Raw genomic sequence first — 22,789 nt, 5'->3', positions numbered from 1 at the left:
AGTTTATTATTCTCCTTGAACATCCACATGAAGTACCGCGTGAAGACCGTGACCTAGTTTAAAATCTAAATCATGTTCACCGATAGTTTTGATAGCATGTTTTTCATTTATATGTTTTTTATCTATCTCAATGCCGTGTTGTTCTTTAAGGGCATGAGCTATTTCATCTTTTGTTACAGAACCAAAAAGGTGACCATTTTGACCTAGTTTTTTAGTTATGATGATTTCTGCTTTATCTAAATCTTTTGCAATTTCTTTAAGAATATTTACTTCTTTTTCAAGATTTTGGGCTACTATTATCTCATCTTGTGCATGCAGAGCAAGTATCTCAGCAGTTGCATGTCTTGCAAAACCTTTTCCAATTAAAAAATTTTTCCCATATCCATCTTTAACTTCTTTAACTTCGCCTTTTTTACCTAAACTTTTAACATCTTTAATTAATAATACTTTCACTATATAATCCTTCTTATTTTTATCTATTTATTTCGCCACTAAAAGATACGATCCCATGAGTCAAATTTCCTATCTTTGCATAGCCCATATCTGGTAAAATTCTTGCAACATGTGCAGAACGACTTCCAATATGACAGTAAAGTATGATATTTTCATTTTTATTAAGATTTGCTTCTTCTATCGCTTGATAAAAGCTGCTTGTTGGAACTAACTTATCAGCACCTTTTATATGACCCATTTGCCATTCCATATGTTCACGAACATCTACAAGTTTAAAATCTACCATATCAAGTTCTCTAGCTTCTAAAAGAGCTAAAAGTTCATCACTATCAAGTTCATCTTGGTTTACTAAAAGTTCACATTCTTCTTTACTTAAACCGCGGGAGTGAGTGTGTACAACTTCTTCTGCTTGCATCTCTAAACGCTTTTTTATTACAAACTCAGGAGTACAAAATATTCCACAGTGACATGAGCCAGTTTCAGGTATTTCTTTTGTTTTAGCTGGTTCACAAGGACATGTTCTAGCATCTACACTTTTATGCTTCCCATCAACTTCCTCAACCATAAAACAAGGACAAAATCTTTCGTTGTACATCATTTGGTTTCTTGCAAGACCCATTTGTACACCCTCATTTACCGTGAGTTCTGGGTTATATTCTAAGCCTAAGCTTTTAATTACATCATCAGTAAATACAACTGTCTTTTCCATTTCAGTTATAAATTCTGTTGAATTCATATCTATTTTTTTGATAGCCATTATTTGCCTTTTCTGACTTTACCTTCGATAATAAATCGAAGAGCATTTAGTTTGATAAAACCTTCAGCATCTTTTTGGTTATATACTTCATCTTCTTCAAAAGTTGAATATTCTTCATTAAAAAGTGATACATTAGAAGTTCTTCCAACAACCATTATACTACCTTTGTAAAGTTTAAGACGAACTTCCCCTTGAACATACTTTTGAGTATTGTCAATTGCTGCTTGAAGCATCTCTCGTTCTGGTGCAAACCAAAAACCATTGTAGATAAGTTTTGCATAACGAGGCATCATTTCATCTTTTAGATGTGCTGCTTCACGGTCAAGAGTTATGGACTCTATAGCACGATGAGCTTTTAGCATAATAGTTCCCCCTGGAGTTTCATAACATCCACGAGCTTTCATACCTACAAAACGATTTTCAACTATATCAACACGACCGATTCCATGCTTTCCGCCAATCTCGTTTAAAGTTTTAAGCATTGTTGCTGGGCTTAACTCTTTACCATTGAGTGCAACAGGATCTCCATTTTTATAATTGAGTGTGATGTACTCAGCTTTATTAGGAGCATTCTCTGGTGAAGTTGACCATAGCCACATAGATTCTTCAGGCTCTGCCGATGGGTCTTCTAATATACCACCTTCATAAGAGATGTGAAGTAGGTTCGCATCCATAGAATAAGGTGATTTTTTACCTTTTTTCTCAATAGAGATGCTATGTTCTTCAGCATAAGAGAGAAGTTTTTCACGAGAGTTTAAATCCCACTCTCTCCATGGAGCGATAATAGTTAAAGTTGAGTCTTGTGCCAGATAACCCATCTCAAAACGAACTTGATCATTACCTTTTCCAGTTGCACCGTGACTTACTCCATCTGCACCCGTGAGTTTCGCGATTTCACATTGTCTTTTAGCAATTAGTGGACGAGCGATAGAAGTACCTAAAAGATATTCTCCTTCATAGATAGCATTTGCTCTAAACATTGGGTAAACAAAATCTTTTACAAACTCTTCTCTAAGGTCATCTATAAAAATATTTTCTGGTTTTATACCAAACTCAAGAGCTTTGATTCTTGCTGGTTCAAGTTCTTCGCCTTGACCTAAGTCTGCGGTAAAAGTAACAACTTCACATTGGTATTCATCTTGTAACCATTTTAAAATAACACTTGTGTCTAATCCACCAGAATAGGCAAGGACTACTTTTTTAACTTCTTTTTTCATATGAAAAACCCTTTAAGAGTAAAATAATAGTCGCGATTATATCTAAATATTTGTGAGTTTTTGCTTGGAGGAGTATAGAAAAGAAATCCAAAAGGGTTTTTTCTATTACCCTTTTAAATCAAATAAAATTCCAATTACTTCTTTCATTTTTGGAAGAAAGTCTTGAGCTTGTTCTGCTGGGAATCTTCTAATAATTCTACTTGTTTCCTCTTCAATGACAGATACAAAGAATATATCTTGTGAATCAACACCAAATTTTAAATTTGTGTTCATTGGAGCCATCGCATTATTTAGTTGATTTACTAAATCTTGCACTTGTTCTTTTGAATTAATTTCAGTTTTTGTAGATGAAACTTCTTTTTGTAACTCTTTTACTATACTTTCTTGCTTAGGTTGTTTAACTTGATGAGTTGCTCTTCCTTGAGCTTTTGTATTCACTTTTGATTGCTGTTGCAAAGCAACATTTTCTATGCCATCCATGACCTACTCCTTGTTTAAAGAATATTATTATATAACATATCGACATATAAAAGAATAACTTTAATTAAATTATTTAATTTTATGATAATCTTTCATTTATGAACGAATATATAAAGTTATTACAATCACATTCCATACTTAGAAGACTCTCAATTATACAGCTAATTGCATATTTTGGTGCGTGGTTTAGTAATGTAGCAATTTATACATTATTATTAGAAATGGGTGTAGATGCTAGAGTTATTGCTTTTACTGCAATGCTTCATTTTTTAGCAGGAGTTATTCAAGCACCTTTCTCTGGCGTAATTATTGATAGTGTTAAACCAAAAAAATTAATGCTTTTTTTGATTGGTATAGAAATATTTGCTACATTATTTTTAATTTTAGTAAACTCTTTGCAAGATTTATGGCTTTTATATACTCTCATTTTTATAAAAATGGCAGCAGCTTCTTTTTACTTTACAACAGAGATGTCATTGCTTCCTAAAATTTTAAAAGGAGATAAATTACAAAAGGCAAATGAACTCCACTCTATTATTTGGTCATTTTCTTATACTTTAGGAATGGCATTAAGTGGATTTGTTGTTTATCTTTTTGGTGTAAAGGTTGCATTTATACTAGATGCTAGTATGTTTGTTCTTGGCTTTATTCTTCTTTACAATTTAGAAATTAAAGTGGAAATTATAAAAAGTGGTGAAAATTTACTTCAAATGATGAAGGGAACTTTTAGTTATTTAAAACGAACTCCTCAAGCTTTGCATCTAATGATAATTCATGCATTTGTAGGTTTAACTGCTTTTGACGCTTTAGTAGCACTGATGGTAGATAAGTACTATGCATCTGCAATAGCAACCTCTTTAGCTCTTGGACTTATGCATACTTCTCGTGCTATTGGATTAGTTATAGGACCTATACTTATAAGTAATTGGGTAAATAATAAAAGAGTAGTATATATCTTTATAATGCAAGGCATCGCTGTTTGGTTTTGGGCTTACATGATGCATGATTTTTATCTTTCCTTAATAGCTAGTTTGTGTGTAGGTTTTTTTACAACTACACTTTGGTCATATACTTACACCTTACTTCAACAAAATATAGAAGAAAAATATTATGGGCGAATTGTGGCATATAATGATATGCTCTTTTTAAGTGCTGCTGCTTTTACTTCCTTTATGATAGGCTTTTTAGCTACAAATGATTTTTCTTTGGAGTTGATTACGATATTTATAGGGGTAGGTTTCATGCTGGGTGGCTTATACTTTTCATGGATATTAAAGAGTCAAAAAATTAAGGATATTAGATAATGAGTTTTGCAGTTATTGGTGGATTACTTTTAAATATTGGTGCATATTTAACATACAAGGGTAAAATTTATCAAGCAGTTATAGTTTATTTATTTGCTGATATATGTTGGATAATAATGGCTTATGAGAAAGATGATTATCTTGGCAGTGCTTTTATAGTTGTTGGAACAACTTTGGGTTTTTTAGCATACTTAAAAATGAGAAGTGGTAAGATGAGTAAAACTTTAAATAAGACAGATGATGATTTATAAATTTGAGAATGAAGAGATAGATTTAAACAGAGTAAAAATGCTATATCCTGCTGCACTTATAGAACTCGATGGCGAAATGGCTGAAATGAGTTTAGAGTGGATGGAGATGAACGAAGGAAAAGTACATTTACATAAGTATATTTTAGTTTTCGATTTTACTCCTCCAAAAGAAGAAGTAAAAGATAAAAAAGTTCTATATTTTGAGACAAAAGAAGAGCTAATACAAGAGATGCAAGAAGTTGCTAAACTCTTTGCTTAATATAGTGTGAGATATTAGTGAGTAAAAGGTCCACAGACTAAGGCTCTCTTAACTCCAGGCGTTAAGTTATCTAAGCCTTCTATTACTTTTTCTCTTCTAATTAAAACATCTACAATTTGAGAAGAATATTTTATGGCACTCTCTCTCATCATTCCAAGCATTGGCCAGCCCCATAATGCTGAAACTGTAACTTCATCTTGAACGAAATGTGGCTCAGTTAAAAATGTACACGAGAGAACGGACTCCACAGCACTTCTGTTTGTTTCACTTCCTCCAACAAGGTCAATCACAACTGAACCTTTAGGAATAATTCGTTTTAGATGGTCATTACTTACAAGATAAGTCATACCTCTCATTTCTCGTGGTAGTTCTGCGCCGTTTACAACTAAATCAACACCTCTTAGAAAGAAATCTATTTTTTCTTTAGTTGTTTGTGTTCGACCTAATACATTGATGTCTTTAAAGCCTTGGTTGTAGATTTCATGCATAGCACCTCGTGCTACATTCCCATAACCAAGAACTACAACTTTTGCTTCTCGAATATCTAAATCAGGCTTGTTTGCTTTAAGTAGTTTGATTCCATACCTTGCACCAGCTTGTCCTGTTTCATGAAGACATTGGATTCTTCTTAGTCCAAATTCAAAAGGTTTATGGGTATTTCTATAATTTGCAATTGCTGCTTTACCATTTGACATCTCAAACTTATGAAGGTCAAAAATATGAGAGCCTGCATTATTTAATTTTTCAATAATATTATGTTTATCATCAAAACTTTCACTGTCATAAAAGTAAAGAGTATTATTTCCTTTATCTTTTAATTCTTCAAATTTTACATCAGTATGAAGCATATTTAGTGAAGATGGGTTACGGTTTCCTGCGCGTCTAACCGCACCTGCTAACCTTTCGTTGCGACCAATTACAAATATTTTTAAATCACTAATGCTTTTATCTTCAATGAAATTTTTAAGTGCCTCAGCCATTGCTGCTCTTGCAAGTATTTGTTCATCTGTTTGAACTTTTGGAGATTCTACAATTTCTTCCATAGCTATAACATTTATATTTGAATCTTCAAGCATTTTTGCACGATCAGGAAAGGAGTGAAAATGTGCCATACAAAAGAGAGTACAACCCTTTCTCATCTGTGAGATAGAGTCCAAAGAGGGACCTTTAAACTTAATAATCATATCTTTATTTACATATATTTCATTCGCATTTTGCATTAAAGCACCATTATCTAAATACTCAGCATCTTCAAAACCAACGCCTAAACCAGCACCATACTCTACAAAAACTTTAATACCGATAGCTGTTAGTTCTCTGACATCTTTAGGTGTTAAAGCAACTCTTTTTTCTAAGCCAGCTGGGTTTTCAGGAGATTCAATTTCTTTTACTAAAGCAATGTTTTTAAATTTTATTGATAATTTTTTCACTATAATCCTTGGTATATATTACTGTGCAATTGTATCAAAACTAAGCTTATTAAATATCCTTTAGATACTATACGAAATAATAAATTTCAAAGGTGTCACAATTTTTACTAGACTTATTTCAAATGATACAAAAAGAGTTTTTTCGATTGCTCTTCCTGCTGCACTAAAACACCTCGTAGATATACTTCAAATCATTATAGATATGTTGATGGTTGGTATGATTAGTATCTCAGCTTTGGCGGCTGTTGGCATGAGTATGCAGTTTATGATGGTTATAAATGTTTTAATGACTCTTTATGTTATAGGCGGAAATGCTCTTATCTCTAGGTTTATAGGACAGGGTAGAAAAAGACGAGCATCTGCTCTTTTATATTCACTTGGAATCTTTGCTATATTTCTTTCTATCTTTGTAACTATTGGTGGATACTTTGCGAGTGAACATATATATGTTTTGATGGGGGCGGAAGCAGAGGTTGTCATTCAAGGTTCAATGTATTTTAAAATACTCTCCCTTGGTATTGTATTTATATTTATAGATAATCTTCTCTATAATGCGCTTTCTGCAGCTGGTGATACAAAGAGTTCCCTCTATATAAAACTTATTTCAGCATCTATAAATGCCTTTTTAAACTATGTTTTGATTTTTGGTCATTTTGGTTTTGAGGCTTATGGCATAGAGGGGGCTGCCTATGCTACTGTCATTGCTTATTGTTTTAATGTGATTGCTTATCTAATCTTGTTAAAAAAACCAAAAGCAAAGTTAAACTTAATCCCAATTATTCGTATAAAAGATATGAAACGAGTTTGGAATGTTGGTTGGAGTGCAGCACTTGATCGTGGAATTTCTAGTATGTCTTTTTTAGTTTTCATTTCAATTATTACAGCTTATGGAACAGCAGGACTTGCTGGTTATCAAGTAGGGCTTCGTATAGAGGGTATAGCTTTTATGCCCGGTTTTGGGTTTTCGATAGCCGCTATGGCTTTAGTAGGACAGAACCTTGGAGCTAACAATAAAGATCTAGCTTATAAAATGGGAATAATTAGTGGAAGAATTGCTTATATATTTATGGGGAGTGTAGGTGTTTTTTTAATACTTTTTCCTGAAGTTCTAGTGAATTTTTTTACAAAAGATTTAGCAACAATAGAAATAGCATCTAAGTATCTTATTCTTGTGGGACTTGCTCAAATTCCCTTAGCAATAATGTTTGTTTACTCGGGAGCATTAAGAGGAGCAGGTGCTACAAAAACTACATTGAAAGTAAATGTATTATCTTTGTGGTTTCTTCGGGTTATTCCTTCGTTTATAGCGTATAAAATGGGATACGGGGTTGTTGTTATATTTATGATTATGAATATTGAAACATTGATTAAAGGTATGGTCTATTGGTATATCTATCATAAAAAAGAATGGTTGAATACAAAAGTTTAATTTTACAATGTTATAATAAGAAAACTAGCTTTGAATAATAAACTTTTTCAATATAAAAAATATGTTTTGATTTTAAGTAAAAAGAGTATAGAATGGATTTAAATAAATATAAAAAATTAGTAGAGAAGTTAAATCTTTTCTCGAAGCATTATTATGTGTTAGATGACCCTTTAACAACTGATGAGGTATATGATAATTTATATAGAGAATTAGAAAAATATGAAGAACAAAATAAGCATAATATACTAAGTAATTCACCTACACAAAGAGTTGGAGATGCTGTTGCAGATGGTTTTACAAAAGCAAAGCATCTATCTCGTATGTGGAGTTTAGAAGATATCTTTGATTCACAAGGCTTAGAAAAATGGCTCATAAAAACATATAAACTTGATGAAAAAATTTCTTTTTATTGTGAACCAAAGTTTGATGGTGCTAGTTTAAACTTAATCTATGAAAATGGAAAGTTAGTTCAAGGTATTACTCGTGGAGATGGTAGTGTAGGGGAATTGATAACTCAAAATGTAAAAACAATTCGCTCAATTCCTTTAAGTATAAACTATGCAGAGCGTATAGAAATTCGTGGTGAAGTAGTTATATTTAAAGATGAGTTTGAAAAAATCAATGAGATTCGTTTAAAAGAAGAACAAGCAGTTTTTGCAAATCCTAGAAATGCAGCAGCAGGTAGCCTTAGACAGTTAGACTCATCTATAACTGCTAAGAGAAATCTAGTCTTTTTGCCTTATGGTGTTGGTGAGAATAGACTTGAGCAAAAATTGTTAAGTGAAAAAATGGAGTATATCTATGAGCTTGGTTTTAGAAAGCCTCCGCAAAGTGATATTTGTAAAAATTTCGATGACATAGAGAAGATATATGAAATAATGAAAAACGACCGAGATAGTTATTCTATGATGTTAGATGGCATGGTTATAAAGGTGAACGAAATAGCTTCTCAAATAGATATGGGATATACAGTTAAAAATCCTCGTTTTTCAGTTGCATATAAATTTCCGGCAGTTGAGAAGATTACAAGAGTTAAAGAGATAGTGCTTCAAGTAGGAAGAAGTGGTGCAGTTACTCCTGTTGCCATAGTCGAGCCAACAGATATAGATGGTGTTGTTGTTGAGAGAGCAACTCTTCATAATTTTGATGAAATAGACAGAAAAGATATTCGTCTTAATGATAAAGTAATCATACTTAGAAGTGGAGATGTGATTCCTAAAATTATAAAAGTTTTAACACATGAGAGAGATGAATCGCAAGTAAAATATGAACGACCATCATTATGTCCTGTATGTCAAAGTGAATTGTTAGATGAAGGTGTTTTACTGAAATGTCAAAATTTAGAGTGTGAGGCTAGGGTAGTTAACTCTATTATCTATTTTGCATCAAAAGCATGTCTAAATATAGATGGACTAGGTAATAAAATAGTAGAAACTCTTTTTGCATCTGGGCTTGTTAAAAGTGTTATTGATTTGTTTGGCTTGACACTTGAACAACTTTTATCTCTGGAGGGCTTTAAAGAGAAAAAATCTCAAAATATTCTAAACTCTTTAGAAAATGCAAAAGGCTCAGAGTATTGGAGATTTGTAAATTCTTTAGGCATAGAGCATGTTGGAGAGGTGGCATCTAAGAGTTTAAGCGAGGTATTTGGTTCATCGTTTATAGATGCTTCTAAAGAGGAAATTGTGTTGGTGGATGGCATCGGAGAAGAGATGGCAGAATCTATCTTAGAGTTTGTAAGAGTAAATAGAGAAATAATACTTAACTTGGAAGCTGTTTTAAAACCTATGAAACCTCTAAAAAGAGTGGAAGCACAAGATAACCCTTTTAAAGGAAGGGTTGTAGTTTTGACTGGAACTATGAGTGAGTCAAGAGGTGTTATTAAAGAGTTACTTGAATCATTTGGTGCTAAAGTGTCAGGTTCAGTTTCTAAAAAAACAGATTATTTGATTTATGGTGAAGATGCAGGAAGTAAGTATGACAAAGCAATTAATCTTGGTGTTGAGTGTTTAACAGAGATAGATATGAAAAATAAAATAAAGTGAGAGTAAAAATATGAAAATAATTTTAATAATATTAATATTTTGTACTGCTTTGCTAGCAGACAGAGATGGTGGTCCATATGTTGGGGTAGGTTATGGCTTGTCTTCTTATAGTGATGATGGGATATATAAAGAGATTACAGATGCAGATTCTACTGCTCTGCTGGTTTATGCTGGTGCATATGTAAATAAACATTTAAGTGTTGAATTGGGTTATGTTAATTTTAACCAAGGTGGAGATTATAAAGTTGTAAATGATAGCGATTTAAAAGAAACTATCTCTTTTAGTGCTATGCATGTTAGTACCTTAGCTCACTATGCTTTTTTTGATGATACTTTAGATTTTTATGCAAAAGTAGGTGTTGGCAGTATGAGTGCGAGTGAAGGTTCAAGTGGTTTTAGTGTTGTCTATGGTGCTGGTGTTGGATATAGGTTTTCAAAGATGTGGAGTATGAAAATAGCTTATGACAAATATAACGCTGATTATAAAAAAGGAACTGTTGATAAAGCGATTGATATCGGTGTTTTATATAGTGCTATAGAGCTTCAATTTTGATTAGATTAGATAACTATCTTGTTAAAAAATTATCTATTGACAGTAGAACAAAAGCACAAGCTTTAATAAAAAAAGGTTTTGTAAGTATAGAAGCTAAAGTAATACTAAAGAGTTCTTATCAAGTGCAAGAGGGTGATAAGGTAAAGATGAAACAACACAAAAAGTATGTATCTCGTTCTGCTTTTAAGCTTGAAGCTTTTTTAGATGAATTAAACTTAAGTATAGATGCTATGGTTGCTTTAGATATAGGAGCTTCTACGGGTGGTTTTACTCAAGTTTTACTAGAACGAGGAGTAAAAGAAGTAAGTGCAGTTGATGTAGGTCGTGAGCAGTTGCATCTAAGCTTACTAAATGATGAAAGAGTTCTTTCTTATGAGAGTTGTGATATAAGAGAGTTTAAAAGCGATAAAATTTTTGATATAGTAGTTAGTGATGTGGCTTTTATATCTCTACTTAATATTTTAGATGATATTGATAGACTAGCATCTAAGAAAATTATACTCCTGTTTAAACCTCAGTTTGAAGTAGGACGAGAAGCTAAACGAGATAACCACGGAGTTGTTCTTGATAAAAAAGCTATTTTGAATGCGATGATAAAATTTGAGGATGCGTGTAGATTAAAAGGATGGAATTTGGTTTTAAAATCAGAATCAAAATTAACTGGGAAGGAAGGCAATCTTGAGTATTGTTACTACTATGAAAAATAGCACAGCAATTGCTATCGGTGGTTTTGATGGTATGCATATAGGACATCAACAGCTTTTTAATGAGATGGGTAAGAATGGTACGATTGTAGTTATTGAAACAGGTTATGCAAACCTTACACCAAAAAAAGAGCGTGAGAATTTTTCTCATTATCCTATTCTTTATTTAGATTTAGAAGATATTCGTCATTTAGATGGAGAAGGCTTTGTTGCACTGCTTCAAAGTAAATTTCCAAAACTACAAAAAATAGTTGTTGGTTATGATTTTCATTTTGGTAAACATAGAAAATACTCTTTTAATGATTTAAAGACTCTTTTTAGTGGAGAAGTTAAAGTTGTCGATGAGGTTGCCTTAAAGGGTGATTCTGTTCATTCTCATAAGATTAGAGCCAAAATACAAATAGGTGACATAAAAGGTGCAAATAACTTTTTGGGGCATAATTACACAATCAGAGGTCATCGTATCACAGGTCAAGGCATCGGTAAAAAAGAGTTAGTAGCAACCATAAATATAGAAACAGAAGGCTTCTTAGTTCCTAAAGAGGGGGTGTATGTTAGTTTAACACGCATTGATGAAGAAGAACATTATCATCCTTCTGTCTCTTTTATTGGGCATAGAGTTACAACAGATGGCTCTTTTGCAATAGAATCACATATTTTAGATGGCGAAGTGATTTGTGATAAAAAAGCAAGTATTAGTTTTATCTCTTTTATAAGGGATAATAAAAAATTTGACTCAATTGAAGAGTTGAAACAAGCGATAAACAAAGATATAAATATCGCTTTAGAAAAATTAAAGATTTTAGCATTATGAGAAAAAGAGAATATTTACAAAGCGTTGAAGGTATTGATTTTAAGTTTTATCAAACAACTAAAGATTTTATAGTTGATGAGATTAGTTCTACTGAGTATAAAGGTAAAGGAAATTATTTAATACTGCATATTCAAAAGTATGAATTAACAACTTGGGATATGGTAGCAATCTTTGCAGAGTATATGAGTGTTCCTGCCCAAAAGATAGGTTATGCAGGTTTAAAAGATAAACACGCAACAACTACTCAGTACATTTCAGTAGATGCAACTTATGAAAAGATGTTAAAGAAATTTTATAATAAGCAAATAAAGATTTTGAGTGCAACTAGACATTCTCATTCTATTCGCATGGGTGACTTAGCTGGGAATAGATTTAGTATAAATCTTCATTTTGTAGATAATATAGATGCTGGAAAAATTGAAAAAGTGGCAAGAAAGATAGCTAGAGATGGTTTACCTAATTATTTTGGTTATCAAAGATTTGGTAGAGATGCAGATAGTATAAATCAAGCAAAAGAGATGATACAAGGTGATTTATTTATTGAAGATGCAAAAATAAAGAAATTTTTGGTTTCCATTTATCAAAGCACATATTTTAACGATTGGTTACGAGAAAGAGTGAATATTACCTTAGATAATGATGAAACAGTATTTAAACTTTTAGATGGAGATGTTTATAAATCTCTAGATGCTAAACTATCTACTCCTAAAATCATGCCAACTAAAGAGTATGAAAGTAAAAAGCTTGTTCCAACAGGTTTGCTTTGTGGAAGGGATGTGTTTCGTGCAAGGGATGAAGCAGGGAAAATAGAGTTAAAGTATGATGACGAATATTTACAAGATAAAGGTTACAGAAGAGAAGCTCTTATTTATCCAAAAGATATAGTTTGTAGTTATGTGAAAAAACAAACATTATTAAACATTTCATTTTCTTTACCCAAAGGTTCTTATGCAACGGTCTTTTTAGAATCAATCGCTGGAAAGAATTTTAGTGCAAAAGATGTAAAACTTAAGGCAAAAAAATAATTAATTTATGAAAGTTTAATGCAACTTAGACTATAATCCCGTAATTAATTTAAGAATAGGGAGCTTTTTTATGCCAGATTTGTTTACATTTTTCGGGATTATTTCTCACAACAAAGAATTTATCTATATTACGCACATGTTACTATCCGCAGGTTTAGCGTTAATGTTGGTAAAATCAGCGATGTCAAACTTACAACTTGTTCCAAAGGGTGCACAGAACTTTATGGAAGCATATCTTGGTGGTGTTCTTCAAATGGGAATAGATGTTATGGGAAAAGAAGATGCTCGTCGTTATCTTCCTCTTATCGCGACTATTGGTCTTTTTGTTGGTATCGCTAATCTTATTGGTGTTATTCCAGGTTTTGAAGCTCCAACTGCATTTTTAGAATTTGCACTAACTTTAGCACTTGTTGTATTTGTTTACTATAACTTTGAAGGCATTCGTCGTCAAGGTATAGTTAAATACTTTAAGCATTTCTTAGGTCCAGTTTGGTGGTTGTATTGGTTGATGTTCCCAATTGAGATAGTTTCTCACTTTTCTCGTCTTGTTTCTCTATCTTTCCGTCTCTTTGGAAATGTAAAGGGTGACGATATGTTCTTGATGGTTATCTTGATGTTAGCTCCTTGGTTACTTCCAATGATTCCATTTGCACTTCTTACTTTTATGGCATTTTTACAAGCATTTATTTTCATGATGCTTACAACTGTTTATCTTGGTTCGGCAGTAGCAATAGAAGAACATTAAGTCATAACTAAAGTACACCCTTATGCAAAAAGATATATTTGATAGAATTATAGGCTTTTTGCTTGGAGCATCATGGGCAATAGTCCTTTTTGGTGCTTTACTCACTTTTAAAATATTTATAGTTTTTGGTTTTTCCTTCTCTTTATTTTTAACATTTTTATTTATTTTTTTCTCATTATTTATGATTTTAGCTTTAGATGCTTTCTCTATTAACCGAAAAAGATTACAAGAGTCTAAAAAACATACACAACTTTTAGAAAAACTCTGTGAGAAACAGAGTGCTGAGTAATCTAAAAGGCAATCTGTTTGGTGGGATTACCGCTGCTGTGATTGCTTTGCCTTTAGCATTAGCCTTTGGTGTTGCTAGTGGTGTTGGAGCAATAGCAGGGATATATGGCGCAATTGTCATAGGTTTTTTAGCTTCACTGTTTGGTGGAACATCTACACAAATTTCAGGTCCAACTGGACCAATGACTGTTGTTGTTGCTAGTGCAGTTGTACTTTTTCATGGCGATATAAAATCAGTAATGAGTGTCATTTTTTTAGCAGGAATTTTTCAAATAGCTTTTGGTATTGCTAAAGTTGGTAAATATGTAAAGTATATTCCATATCCAGTTATTTCAGGATTTATGAGTGGAATAGGTCTAATTATTATCATCTTACAAATTAATCCATTTTTAGGAGAAGAAGGTTTTGGCTCAGTTATGCAAACACTTATTAACCTGCCTTTTACTCTAAGTCATATAAATTTAGACTCTATGTATATTGCTGTAGCTACTTTAATTATAATGTTTTTTACTCCTAAAAAACTTTCTAAAATTGTTCCAACATCTTTAATCGCCCTTGTTACTATGACAATAGCTACAGCTGTTTTTAACTTAGATATAAAAACAATAGGAGAAATTCCTCATTCTTTACCAGAGTTTGTTTTGCCATCCTTTGAGATGCACCAAATTAAAAATATAATAGGCATGGGCTTTACTTTAGCACTTTTAGGAACAATAGATACCCTTCTGACTTCACTCGTTGCAGACTCCATGACAAAGACTAAGCACGACTCAAATAGAGAGCTAATAGGTCAAGGAATCGGTAATACATTTGTCTCTATGATAGGTGGTATAGCTGGAGCTGGTGCAACTATGAGAACAGTTATAAACATTAAAAGTGGTGGAACTACAAAACTTTCAGGAATGATACATTCCACTACATTACTTCTTATCATCTTATTTTTTGCTCCTATCGCTTCTCAAATACCTTTGGCTGTTCTTGCTGGAATTTTGATGAAAGTTGGGGTTGATATACTTGACTATAAGTTACTTAGAATGATGCATTTAGTTCCAAAGCATGACTTGGCAGTTATGATAGTAGTCTTTGTTTTGACAGTTTTTGTAGATTTAATTATGGCCGTTGGTGTTGGTGTTGTTTTAGCATCTATACTAATTGTATACAGAATAACAGTAGAATCAGAAGTTAAGATAGATTTTCACAAAGATGTTGATGATGTTGTAAATAAAGATATACGGATAGTCAACATAGATGGAGCTTTTTTCTTTGGCTCTGCAAGTATGTTTGAAGATAAAATATCAGAAGTATTAGATACTAAAAAGATTGTTATAAATTGTCTTGATGTTCCTTTTATAGATATATCTGCAATATTTGTGTTAGAAGAAATGGTCTTAAAATTAAAAGACTTAGATATAGAAGTTGTACTAGTTTTAAGAGATAGACACATGGCAAAAATAAAAAGATTAGACAAGATAAAAGTCTTCGATGAAATTCCAATGTACAAATATTTAAGAGAAGCGATAGAATAACCTCTATTTTTTTAAGCTAAACCATGCTCTTTAAATGAAATACAGCCAATTAACACCCACTTATGCTCCAATAATGACAATAAAAGTATTAATAGCCCACTTATTCTTTAAGGATAATAATCTAAAATTGATAAATATCTTAAAAACACGGCATTTTGTCATATTATTTGCCTAATTCATTGATATTTTTCTTTTTAAAGGTACATATTTTTTATCTGTTAATAATGTTACTTAAGAGTAAGTTCACTATAATGGGAATGAATAAATAGTTAGGTTTATAAAGTAAATTATTATAAATAAAGGATAATGCTTAAATTATGAAAAAAAATGTATTTATTTCATCAACCTATATGGATTTAAAAGACTATAGAGAAGCAGTATGGAAACTATTGGAAAGCTATAGTGTTAATGTTCTTGGTATGGAAAAGTTTGGAGCAAGAAAAGAAACTCCACTTGAAACCTGTTTAAACGAAGTAGAAAGAGCAGATATTTATATTGGTATAATTGCTACAAGATTTGGCAGTCTTGAAGCAGAGTCGAACAAATCATTTACTCAATTAGAATATGAAAAAGCTTTAGAGCAAAAAAAAGAAATTTTAATTTATTTGATTGATGACGAAGCCCAAATCAAAGTAAATGCTATAGATTTTGAACAGCATAAAAAACTAGATAATTTTAAACAACTACTAAAAGAAAAACATACTGTAGATTTTTTTCAAACACCTCAAGATTTATCAATTAGACTAAAAAATAGGTTAGATGATATTTTAACAAAAAAGGAAATTGAAAAACTTAAAATAAATGAAAATGACAACTTAAATCTGTTAGAAAAATTTTTATTATTTCCAAACAAGTATAAAAACTACGAGACTATTGTAAATATAAAATTATCAGAGAAAGCTGTACCTTTGTCTAAGGAAGCTTGTCGAGAATTGGGATTTAAGTTTGGAGAGACAATTATCACAAAAATTGAATTTGTAGAAGATTTAGATCAAAATAAAATAAAATATCTAATTATTCCAGAAGAAAAATCAGATATATATTTTAATGAAAAAGATAATCAAGAGATTAAAATATTATCAAGATTAATTTTTAGTGAAAATAGTATTGATAAAATCAAAGCAACATTTATTAATATAACTAATACATTAAAAAGAAAAAATCCAGATTATGTTAAAAATCCATACGATATTGACAGTATGATGGGCTCTATTAATGAACAAAAATATTTATATGATTATGAAATTGAGAAAGGTGATGCCATGTTGTTTTTAGAGTTAATTAAAAAAACTGATGAAAAACCTAACAAAACAGAGTAGCCAATAAATTACCTAGCGGAAATTTATTGGCTATCTTCAGTCGTTAGGTACCAAAATTAGTTACTCTTATAAAATGTTATAATTAACATAAATATGTATAAATTGGGAAAAGATGAAAAAAGATTTAACAGAATCAACAATAAGTAGACAAAATATTTTAAATAACCAATATGCTTTAGAAAAAGTTGAACTTAATTTAGCATTAGGTGGGACAACTTGGAAAGATGAAAGAATTTTTACTAAAACACAAGTGTCAAGTTTATTATCAGTTGATGAAAGAACTATTGATAGATATATTGAACAAAATAATGACGAGTTGTCATCTAATGGATATAAGGTTATTAAAGGGAAGGAACTAAAAAAATTGAAAGAAAATTTTGGTAACGACATGAATGTCGCTACCAAAACAACAATTCTTGGAGTTTTCTCTTTTAGAGCTGTTTTAAATATTTCTATGTTAATTACAGAAAGTGAAAAAGCAAAAATTATTAGAAGTAAAATTCTAGATATAGCAATAGATGCTGTTGCACAAAAAGCTGGTGGGCAAACCAAATATATTAATCAAAGGGATGAAGGTTATCTACCAGCTTCTTATCAAGAATATAGTTATAGAAAAGAATTTACAGATGCTTTAAAGCACTATCTTGACATGTCAGATAGATATAAATATGGAATTTACACAAATAAGATTTATGAAATGATTTTTCTAGAAAATGCAAGTGAATATAAAAAAATTCTTAATCTCGCTGAAAAAGAAAAAGTTCGAGATACTATGTACTCAGAAGTTTTAAAAGCGATTGCAAGCTTTGAACATGGACTTGCACAAGAAATGAAAACTAAATCCGAAGAATTAGGTAGAAAATTATCTCAAAGTGAATTAGATAGCATAATTAAAAATGCTGCTTCAAATCCTTATATGAAACCAAGCATAGATGATGCTAGAGTGAAAATGGCAAGTCGAGATTTATGTTTCAGGGATGCCTTACATAATAAATTGGAAGGATATATTCAATCTGTTCCACAAAGTGATTTTGATAAATTTTTAGGCGAAACAAGTAAATCTCTTGAAGAAAGACTGTCTGATCCTGAAACATTAGATGTATTAAAACGCTTAAAAGATAGATAATGGAATTAGAAATCTTTTATTTTGATACAAATCATGCAATAAATGTACATGATTGGATTATTGAAAATAGTGGTGGACTTAGTGGTAATAGAGAAATAGGCTTACTTGATAGTGCATTGGAACATGTTCAAAATGATATGTATTATCCAACATTTGAAGAAAAACTTAAACATATTATTTATGCAGTAAATAAATTTCATCCATTTTCTGATGGAAATAAAAGGTCAAGCTTAGTTTTAGGTGCATATTTTTTAGAATTAAACGGTTATGACTATTGCACTAAAAGATTTATTTTAGAAATGGAAAATATAGTAGTTTGGTTAGCAGAAGGCAAAATAAATGATGATTTACTTTTAAAAATAATTAAATTCATAGTAGATGACAATGAATTTGATGAATCATTAAAAATAGAGATATTTGAAGCTGTCTCAGCAGAAACCTAACAAAAACGAGGAACGAATAATTTACCTAAAGGAAAATTATCGCTCACGACAGTCGTTATGCTACAGAAAAAATTACTATAAGGAAAATCAATTGGCAAATAGTGGACTAGAAACATTATCTGAGATATTTAATGATAAAATTTTCAAGATACCCGACTATCAAAGAGGTTATTCTTGGGAGAATGAGCAACTAGAGGATTTTTGGAGAGATTTACAAAATTTAGATGACAAGAGAGTTCACTATACAGGAATGCTGACAGTTGAACATAAAAAAGAAAATGATTATTATCATGTAGTAGATGGTCAACAAAGATTGACAACAATAACGATCTTATTAAAAATTATTCTTGATAAATTTAACAATTCTGATTGGATAGGTGATGAAAATACAGGAGCATTAAAATCTGAACTTACCAATAAATATTTATTTAAAAGAGTAGGAAAAGATGCACAAACTGTTCGCGTTGTATTTGGCTACGAAAAAGACAACCCTAGTGATATATTTTTTAGAACAAAAATTTTAGAATTAGAGAGTACAGAATCTTTTGCTACACAAACTGATACTTTGTATACTAAAAATCTTCATAATGCAAAAAAGTTTTTTCATAAAAAAATTGATAAACTAGAAAAAAATCCTCTTGAAACTTTGGTGAGAAAAATAACGAAGCAACTCAAGTTTAATTTTTATGAAATTGATAAAGATGATGAATTAGATGTTTCAATTATTTTTGAAACTATGAATAATAGGGGTAAACAACTGACAACATTGGAACTTTTGAAAAATAGACTAATGTATCTAACAACTATCTTAAATAATGATAAAGAAGAAGTTTCCCAATTACGTTTTAATATTAATGAAGCATGGAAAACAATTTATGAGTATATTGGAAAAGACTCATCATCAAAAATTGAAGATGATGTTTTTTTAAAAGATCATTGGAGAATGTATTTTGGAAAATATGACAGAGCTGTAGCTAATCCTGAAAGAGATTTTTTATTAAAAGAACATTTTACAATCCAAAAAGTAACTTTTAGAGATAGAGAAAATTTTTCTCAAATTCAAGAAGTGATGGATGAATCACGACTTAAAGATTTTTTTATTGATTATACTGATATTAAAGATTATGTGTTTAATATTCAAAATGCTATTGTTGCATATTACAATATGCTTAATCCTATTAACACAAAATATAGCGAAGAAATAAAAGTATGGCTTTCTAAAATAAATAGATTAGGATTTGACACTTTTAAACCTTTAGTAATGGCGATTATGATTGATAAAGAAAACATCAATGATGACGATGAGATTGTAAGAATTTTAAGACTAATTGAAAATTATATGTTTATAAAATTTAGGACGATGAAAGGTAGTAATACAACTATAAAAGATTTTTTTGAATTGGCTTATGAATATCATAAAAAGAAGTATATTTATAGAATCAGAACAAAACTTGAAGATAAAATTTATGATAATCATAAAAATAAGCTATTTAAATCAAAAAAATTTATAGATATTATCAATGATAACTTTGATGATGAAAATAAAAAAGGTTGGTACTCGTGGAATGGTATACAATATCTACTTTATGAGTATGAATTATTTTTACAATCTAATGCACAAGGTGAGAGGAAACTTCAATGGGAAGAAATAAATAAAGATTCCGTAGAGCATATTTATCCTCAAAATACTGTTAGGGAATGTTGGAACGAAATTAATACTTTAGACAATAAAAGTAAAAAAAGAATATTGCATTCTCTTGGTAATCTAGTTTTACTCTCCAAAACATACAACTCAAGTATTGGAAATAAATGTTTTGATGTAAAAGTGGAAGTTTTTTCAACTGCAAGTTACAATACAATTGAGATAAGTCAAAATATATCTTGGAGTATAGACGATATATATTCAAGAGGAGAAAAATTACTACAATTTATGTCAGATAGATGGAATATTACTTTTCAAGAAGAAGATTTTTCTAAGCTACTTTAAGTTAAAAGCATAACAAAACAGAGTATCCAATAAATTACCTAGCGGCAATTTATCGGCTATCTTCGACCGTTATCCGCTCACTGCGTGACCGGATAACGGGGGCGCGGGTTGAACACCCACTGGTCATCTGTCGCACAGCGCCAGATAACAAGCGGGAGGAGCAAGCAACCATTGGAAAAACTAAAGTTTTACCAACGGCAGTTACTCACCCGCGCCCCCGTTATATCCAAGAAACCACATTATTTGGAAGTTTGAATATGCCTATTAAAAATGGGTAAATTTATTTTTGGAGATTTCTTAATGAAGAAATTTTATTTTAGTTTTTTAGTTTTAATCACATTACTATCAGGGTGTAGTGCATTAGGACCTATGCAAACACAACAAGGTTTATTAAGCACGAAACAATTTAAGCCAATTTTTATTGAAACAGTAAAAGATGGTTCATCTGAGATATTGTTTAAAGAATTTACAACAATGTATCAAAATGATGATTTAAAAGCATGGGGTATTTTTACAATAACAGACCAAGGTGTTTATTTTGCTCAATGGGATGTGAGGGGATTTGAATACAATATCATGTTTAAATTAAGTAAAAATGAAATTTCAAAAATTGAAGAAAGAATTGTTAAAAGAGATTTATGGGCAAATTCTAAACTCTTAACAATATTTGATAAAAATGGAATAGAAACTGGATTTGCATTAAATGGAGATAGAGCGGCTCTTTCAACCTTAAATAAATTCATAAAAAATTAAAGATATAACAAATCGTAGCAAGAAAAATATGTTACCTCTGCCAATTTTTAGATTGGAAAACTTCAAAGATTTAGATACCATTGTAGAACTTAAAAGACTACAAAAACAGGTAACATATTTTTGTACTCGACCGTTGTACGTTCCCGCGGAGCGGAAACGTACAACGGCGAAGCTGAGCCCTAAACGTGCCCCCAACCATTTGTCGTATTTCGCTACGCTACATACAACAAATGGCAGGAGTCACACATCAAAGTGTATCCCAGAAAATCGCAAGCGAATTTTCTGATATACTCATTAATGGAGCTCAGCTTCGCCGTTATCCGCTCACTGCGTGACCGGATAACGGGGGCGCGGGTTGAACACCCACTGGTCATCTGTCGCACAGCGCCAGATAACAAGCGGGAGGAGCAAGCAACCATTGGAAAAACTAAAGTTTTACCAACGGCAGTTACTCACCCGCGCCCCCGTTAAATAGTTTATTAAAATTTATAGGAGAAGTATTGGATTCAGAATTAATTATACCAACAGAAATTCCTTGGGATATAATAAAAGGTAAAGAATTAGAAGAATTATTGTACTGGCTTTTTGATGAAATGGGAGCTAAAGATATTGAATGGCGTATAGGAGGCCAAGGTAATGGTGCTTCAGATGGAGGAAGAGATTTAGAATTATCATTTTATGTATCTTCACCTGATGGTGAATTAACAAAACAAAAATGGTGGATAGAAGCTAAAGGAAGAAAATCTACAGTAGAACCAGCTGAAGTGCACAGTGCATTATTTAATATAAGCAATAAACAAGATGTGGATGTCATAGTGATAGCAACAAATTCAAACTTTTCTAATCCAACAAGAGATTGGGTTAAAGAATGGCAATCAAATAATCCTAAAATAAAAGTTAAACTTTGGGAACGTACTGAATTAGAAAATTTATGTTCTAAAAATCCATTATCAATAATAAGACTATATTCAAAAGCTCTTAGCTTACAAGGGCAACTAGAAGTTATTAGAACTAAGTTTTGGAACTATTCAACTTTATCTGATAAGCCAACACTAATAAAATTATGGCAAAATCGTAGTGAACTTAAAATATCACCACAATCCTTACTTGCATTGACTACCTCAGAAATAAACAATGGAAATATCAACCAGAGGTCATGGTGTATGTTTGTTGATAATGAGTTATTAATAGAAACATTATCAAATGGACTTATAAATTTTTTATACTTAATTTTTAGAGCAGATGAAGCTGGTACAAAACAAGAACCAATTATAAAATCATTTTCATATTTAATCCTAATATGCTGTAAAAAAGTAGGTAAAAATGGAACAATTAATATATTAACAAATATATGGAATGTTACAGATAGAGAGTATCCAAGAGAAATACAAACAATGATTCTAGAGCCGATTATCAATCAATTACAAATAGAATTATCAGATGTTTGTATCAATGATTGTAATAGAGTATCACAGGATAAAATAGAATTATCAGAAGATGAAGTTGAACAGTATTGGTTTAGAACAAAAATTCAAGAAAATATAATTGAAGAAAAGAAAGATGTATTACGTATTGAGTCACATACAGAACCGTGTAAAATTGGATTTACATTGTCACGGGAAAATGGTTGTCCCTTGGTTAGAGATGATGAAGCACATCATAATTTAAAAAGTTTTATAGAAACAATTTCAGATGTAATGGACTTTAGAAGCAATCAACATGCGAACATCTAACAAAAACGAGGAGACCAATAGTTTACCCTAGCGGGAAAACTATTGCTCACGATAAACGTTATCCGCTCACTGCGTGACCGGATAACGGGGGCGCGGGTTGAACACCCACTGGTCATCTGTCGCACAGCGCCAGATAACAAGCGGGAGG

General features: G+C 31.3%; 23 protein-coding genes. 18 read left to right on the top strand and 5 right to left on the bottom strand.

Annotation, left to right across the window (positions count from 1 at the left end):
- Positions 1-6: 6 nt before the first annotated feature.
- The 4 genes from rplI to MOV42_RS08625 all read right to left on the bottom strand — a co-directional run bounded on the left by rplI (position 7) and on the right by MOV42_RS08625 (position 2,907).
- A complete protein-coding gene (rplI, locus tag MOV42_RS08640) occupies positions 7-453 on the bottom strand; it encodes a 50S ribosomal protein L9 (RefSeq protein WP_324170791.1) in 447 nt (148 codons plus the stop codon).
- A 19-nt stretch (positions 454-472) separates the two neighbouring features.
- On the bottom strand, positions 473-1,210 hold the full coding sequence (locus MOV42_RS08635) for a ferredoxin-thioredoxin reductase catalytic domain-containing protein (RefSeq protein ID WP_324170790.1): 738 nt from the start codon (positions 1,208-1,210) through the stop codon (positions 473-475).
- Entirely contained in the window at positions 1,210-2,427 is a 1,218-nt protein-coding gene (locus tag MOV42_RS08630) for an argininosuccinate synthase (RefSeq protein ID WP_324170789.1), read from the bottom strand. Before MOV42_RS08630 ends, MOV42_RS08635 begins: the two co-directional genes overlap by 1 nt.
- A gap of 105 nt (positions 2,428-2,532) precedes the next feature.
- On the bottom strand, positions 2,533-2,907 hold the full coding sequence (locus MOV42_RS08625) for a flagellar protein FlaG (RefSeq protein WP_324170788.1): 375 nt from the start codon (positions 2,905-2,907) through the stop codon (positions 2,533-2,535).
- A 98-nt stretch (positions 2,908-3,005) separates the two neighbouring features.
- On the opposite strand from MOV42_RS08625, the gene MOV42_RS08620 reads away from it, so the two are divergent.
- From MOV42_RS08620 to MOV42_RS08610, 3 genes are read left to right on the top strand one after another with little or no spacing between them, the layout of a single operon-like run.
- The gene (locus MOV42_RS08620) at positions 3,006-4,211 is read left to right on the top strand and encodes an MFS transporter (RefSeq protein WP_324170787.1); all 1,206 of its coding nucleotides are present in this window, start codon (positions 3,006-3,008) and stop codon (positions 4,209-4,211) included.
- Complete coding sequence (locus MOV42_RS08615; protein ID WP_324170786.1) at positions 4,211-4,462, top strand: hypothetical protein; 252 nt, start codon at positions 4,211-4,213, stop codon at positions 4,460-4,462. The genes MOV42_RS08620 and MOV42_RS08615 overlap by 1 nt, the downstream gene beginning before the upstream one ends.
- On the top strand, positions 4,449-4,721 hold the full coding sequence (locus tag MOV42_RS08610) for a hypothetical protein (RefSeq protein WP_324170785.1): 273 nt from the start codon (positions 4,449-4,451) through the stop codon (positions 4,719-4,721). Before MOV42_RS08615 ends, MOV42_RS08610 begins: the two co-directional genes overlap by 14 nt.
- A 14-nt stretch (positions 4,722-4,735) precedes the next feature.
- Here MOV42_RS08610 and MOV42_RS08605 read toward each other — a convergent pair whose 3' ends face one another.
- Positions 4,736-6,151, bottom strand: coding sequence for a hypothetical protein (locus MOV42_RS08605; RefSeq protein WP_324170784.1), 1,416 nt, complete (start codon positions 6,149-6,151; stop codon positions 4,736-4,738).
- A gap of 76 nt (positions 6,152-6,227) precedes the next feature.
- On the opposite strand from MOV42_RS08605, the gene MOV42_RS08600 reads away from it, so the two are divergent.
- The 15 genes from MOV42_RS08600 to MOV42_RS08530 all read left to right on the top strand — a co-directional run bounded on the left by MOV42_RS08600 (position 6,228) and on the right by MOV42_RS08530 (position 22,641).
- Positions 6,228-7,580, top strand: coding sequence for an MATE family efflux transporter (locus tag MOV42_RS08600; RefSeq protein WP_416385453.1), 1,353 nt, complete (start codon positions 6,228-6,230; stop codon positions 7,578-7,580).
- Between the two features lie 92 nt (positions 7,581-7,672).
- Positions 7,673-9,625, top strand: a complete 1,953-nt coding sequence (gene ligA / locus MOV42_RS08595; protein ID WP_324170783.1) for an NAD-dependent DNA ligase LigA — start codon at positions 7,673-7,675, stop codon at positions 9,623-9,625.
- A gap of 10 nt (positions 9,626-9,635) precedes the next feature.
- Positions 9,636-10,178, top strand: a complete 543-nt coding sequence (locus tag MOV42_RS08590; RefSeq protein ID WP_324170782.1) for an outer membrane beta-barrel protein — start codon at positions 9,636-9,638, stop codon at positions 10,176-10,178.
- On the top strand, positions 10,178-10,885 hold the full coding sequence (locus MOV42_RS08585) for a TlyA family RNA methyltransferase (protein ID WP_324173016.1): 708 nt from the start codon (positions 10,178-10,180) through the stop codon (positions 10,883-10,885). The genes MOV42_RS08590 and MOV42_RS08585 overlap by 1 nt, the downstream gene beginning before the upstream one ends.
- Positions 10,875-11,696: a bifunctional riboflavin kinase/FAD synthetase gene (locus MOV42_RS08580; RefSeq protein ID WP_324173015.1), complete on the top strand. Its 822-nt coding sequence runs from the start codon at positions 10,875-10,877 to the stop codon at positions 11,694-11,696. Before MOV42_RS08585 ends, MOV42_RS08580 begins: the two co-directional genes overlap by 11 nt.
- The gene (locus MOV42_RS08575; RefSeq protein WP_324170781.1) at positions 11,693-12,721 is read left to right on the top strand and encodes a tRNA pseudouridine(13) synthase TruD; all 1,029 of its coding nucleotides are present in this window, start codon (positions 11,693-11,695) and stop codon (positions 12,719-12,721) included. The genes MOV42_RS08580 and MOV42_RS08575 overlap by 4 nt, the downstream gene beginning before the upstream one ends.
- A 70-nt stretch (positions 12,722-12,791) precedes the next feature.
- Positions 12,792-13,466, top strand: coding sequence for a F0F1 ATP synthase subunit A (locus MOV42_RS08570; RefSeq protein WP_324170780.1), 675 nt, complete (start codon positions 12,792-12,794; stop codon positions 13,464-13,466).
- A gap of 22 nt (positions 13,467-13,488) precedes the next feature.
- Complete coding sequence (locus MOV42_RS08565) at positions 13,489-13,755, top strand: hypothetical protein (RefSeq protein ID WP_324170779.1); 267 nt, start codon at positions 13,489-13,491, stop codon at positions 13,753-13,755.
- Positions 13,733-15,280 (top strand): SulP family inorganic anion transporter, encoded by a 1,548-nt coding sequence (locus tag MOV42_RS08560; protein WP_324170778.1) that lies wholly within the window; start codon positions 13,733-13,735, stop codon positions 15,278-15,280. Before MOV42_RS08565 ends, MOV42_RS08560 begins: the two co-directional genes overlap by 23 nt.
- Positions 15,281-15,597: 317 nt before the next feature.
- The gene (locus tag MOV42_RS08555; RefSeq protein WP_324170777.1) at positions 15,598-16,599 is read left to right on the top strand and encodes a DUF4062 domain-containing protein; all 1,002 of its coding nucleotides are present in this window, start codon (positions 15,598-15,600) and stop codon (positions 16,597-16,599) included.
- Between the two features lie 112 nt (positions 16,600-16,711).
- Positions 16,712-17,725, top strand: coding sequence for a DNA-binding protein (locus MOV42_RS08550; RefSeq protein ID WP_324170776.1), 1,014 nt, complete (start codon positions 16,712-16,714; stop codon positions 17,723-17,725).
- Positions 17,725-18,168, top strand: a complete 444-nt coding sequence (locus MOV42_RS08545; protein ID WP_324170775.1) for a Fic family protein — start codon at positions 17,725-17,727, stop codon at positions 18,166-18,168. The genes MOV42_RS08550 and MOV42_RS08545 overlap by 1 nt, the downstream gene beginning before the upstream one ends.
- Before the next feature lie 91 nt (positions 18,169-18,259).
- Positions 18,260-20,155 carry a DUF262 domain-containing HNH endonuclease family protein gene (locus MOV42_RS08540; protein ID WP_324170774.1) on the top strand — a complete coding sequence of 632 codons (1,896 nt, stop codon included), beginning with the start codon at positions 18,260-18,262 and terminating at the stop codon, positions 20,153-20,155.
- Positions 20,156-20,455: 300 nt separating this feature from the next.
- A complete protein-coding gene (locus MOV42_RS08535) occupies positions 20,456-20,908 on the top strand; it encodes a hypothetical protein (RefSeq protein WP_324170773.1) in 453 nt (150 codons plus the stop codon).
- A gap of 500 nt (positions 20,909-21,408) precedes the next feature.
- Positions 21,409-22,641 (top strand): restriction endonuclease, encoded by a 1,233-nt coding sequence (locus tag MOV42_RS08530; protein WP_324170772.1) that lies wholly within the window; start codon positions 21,409-21,411, stop codon positions 22,639-22,641.
- The last annotated feature ends 148 nt before the right edge of the window (positions 22,642-22,789 follow it).

Origin of the sequence: Sulfurimonas sp., from assembly GCF_029027405.1 — a bacterium.
Classification (GTDB): domain Bacteria; phylum Campylobacterota; class Campylobacteria; order Campylobacterales; family Sulfurimonadaceae; genus Sulfurimonas.
The sequence above is the reverse complement of the archived record's forward strand: the minus strand, read 5'-3'. Positions and strand labels throughout refer to the sequence as shown.

Bases quoted from the DNA above. Each gene is read 5' to 3' on its own strand.
- MOV42_RS08545 (WP_324170775.1), top strand. From the start codon at position 17,725: ATGGAATTAGAAATCTTTTATTTTGATACAAATCATGCAATAAATGTA.
- MOV42_RS08550 (WP_324170776.1), top strand. From the start codon at position 16,712: ATGAAAAAAGATTTAACAGAATCAACAATAAGTAGACAAAATATTTTA.
- MOV42_RS08630 (WP_324170789.1), bottom strand. From the start codon at position 2,427: ATGAAAAAAGAAGTTAAAAAAGTAGTCCTTGCCTATTCTGGTGGATTA.
- MOV42_RS08610 (WP_324170785.1), top strand. From the start codon at position 4,449: ATGATGATTTATAAATTTGAGAATGAAGAGATAGATTTAAACAGAGTA.
- MOV42_RS08625 (WP_324170788.1), bottom strand. From the start codon at position 2,907: ATGGATGGCATAGAAAATGTTGCTTTGCAACAGCAATCAAAAGTGAAT.
- MOV42_RS08535 (WP_324170773.1), top strand. From the start codon at position 20,456: ATGAAGAAATTTTATTTTAGTTTTTTAGTTTTAATCACATTACTATCA.
- MOV42_RS08565 (WP_324170779.1), top strand. From the start codon at position 13,489: ATGCAAAAAGATATATTTGATAGAATTATAGGCTTTTTGCTTGGAGCA.
- MOV42_RS08615 (WP_324170786.1), top strand. From the start codon at position 4,211: ATGAGTTTTGCAGTTATTGGTGGATTACTTTTAAATATTGGTGCATAT.
- MOV42_RS08570 (WP_324170780.1), top strand. From the start codon at position 12,792: ATGCCAGATTTGTTTACATTTTTCGGGATTATTTCTCACAACAAAGAA.
- MOV42_RS08620 (WP_324170787.1), top strand. From the start codon at position 3,006: ATGAACGAATATATAAAGTTATTACAATCACATTCCATACTTAGAAGA.
- MOV42_RS08580 (WP_324173015.1), top strand. From the start codon at position 10,875: ATGAAAAATAGCACAGCAATTGCTATCGGTGGTTTTGATGGTATGCAT.
- ligA (WP_324170783.1), top strand. From the start codon at position 7,673: ATGGATTTAAATAAATATAAAAAATTAGTAGAGAAGTTAAATCTTTTC.
- MOV42_RS08575 (WP_324170781.1), top strand. From the start codon at position 11,693: ATGAGAAAAAGAGAATATTTACAAAGCGTTGAAGGTATTGATTTTAAG.
- MOV42_RS08635 (WP_324170790.1), bottom strand. From the start codon at position 1,210: ATGGCTATCAAAAAAATAGATATGAATTCAACAGAATTTATAACTGAA.
- MOV42_RS08590 (WP_324170782.1), top strand. From the start codon at position 9,636: ATGAAAATAATTTTAATAATATTAATATTTTGTACTGCTTTGCTAGCA.
- MOV42_RS08555 (WP_324170777.1), top strand. From the start codon at position 15,598: ATGAAAAAAAATGTATTTATTTCATCAACCTATATGGATTTAAAAGAC.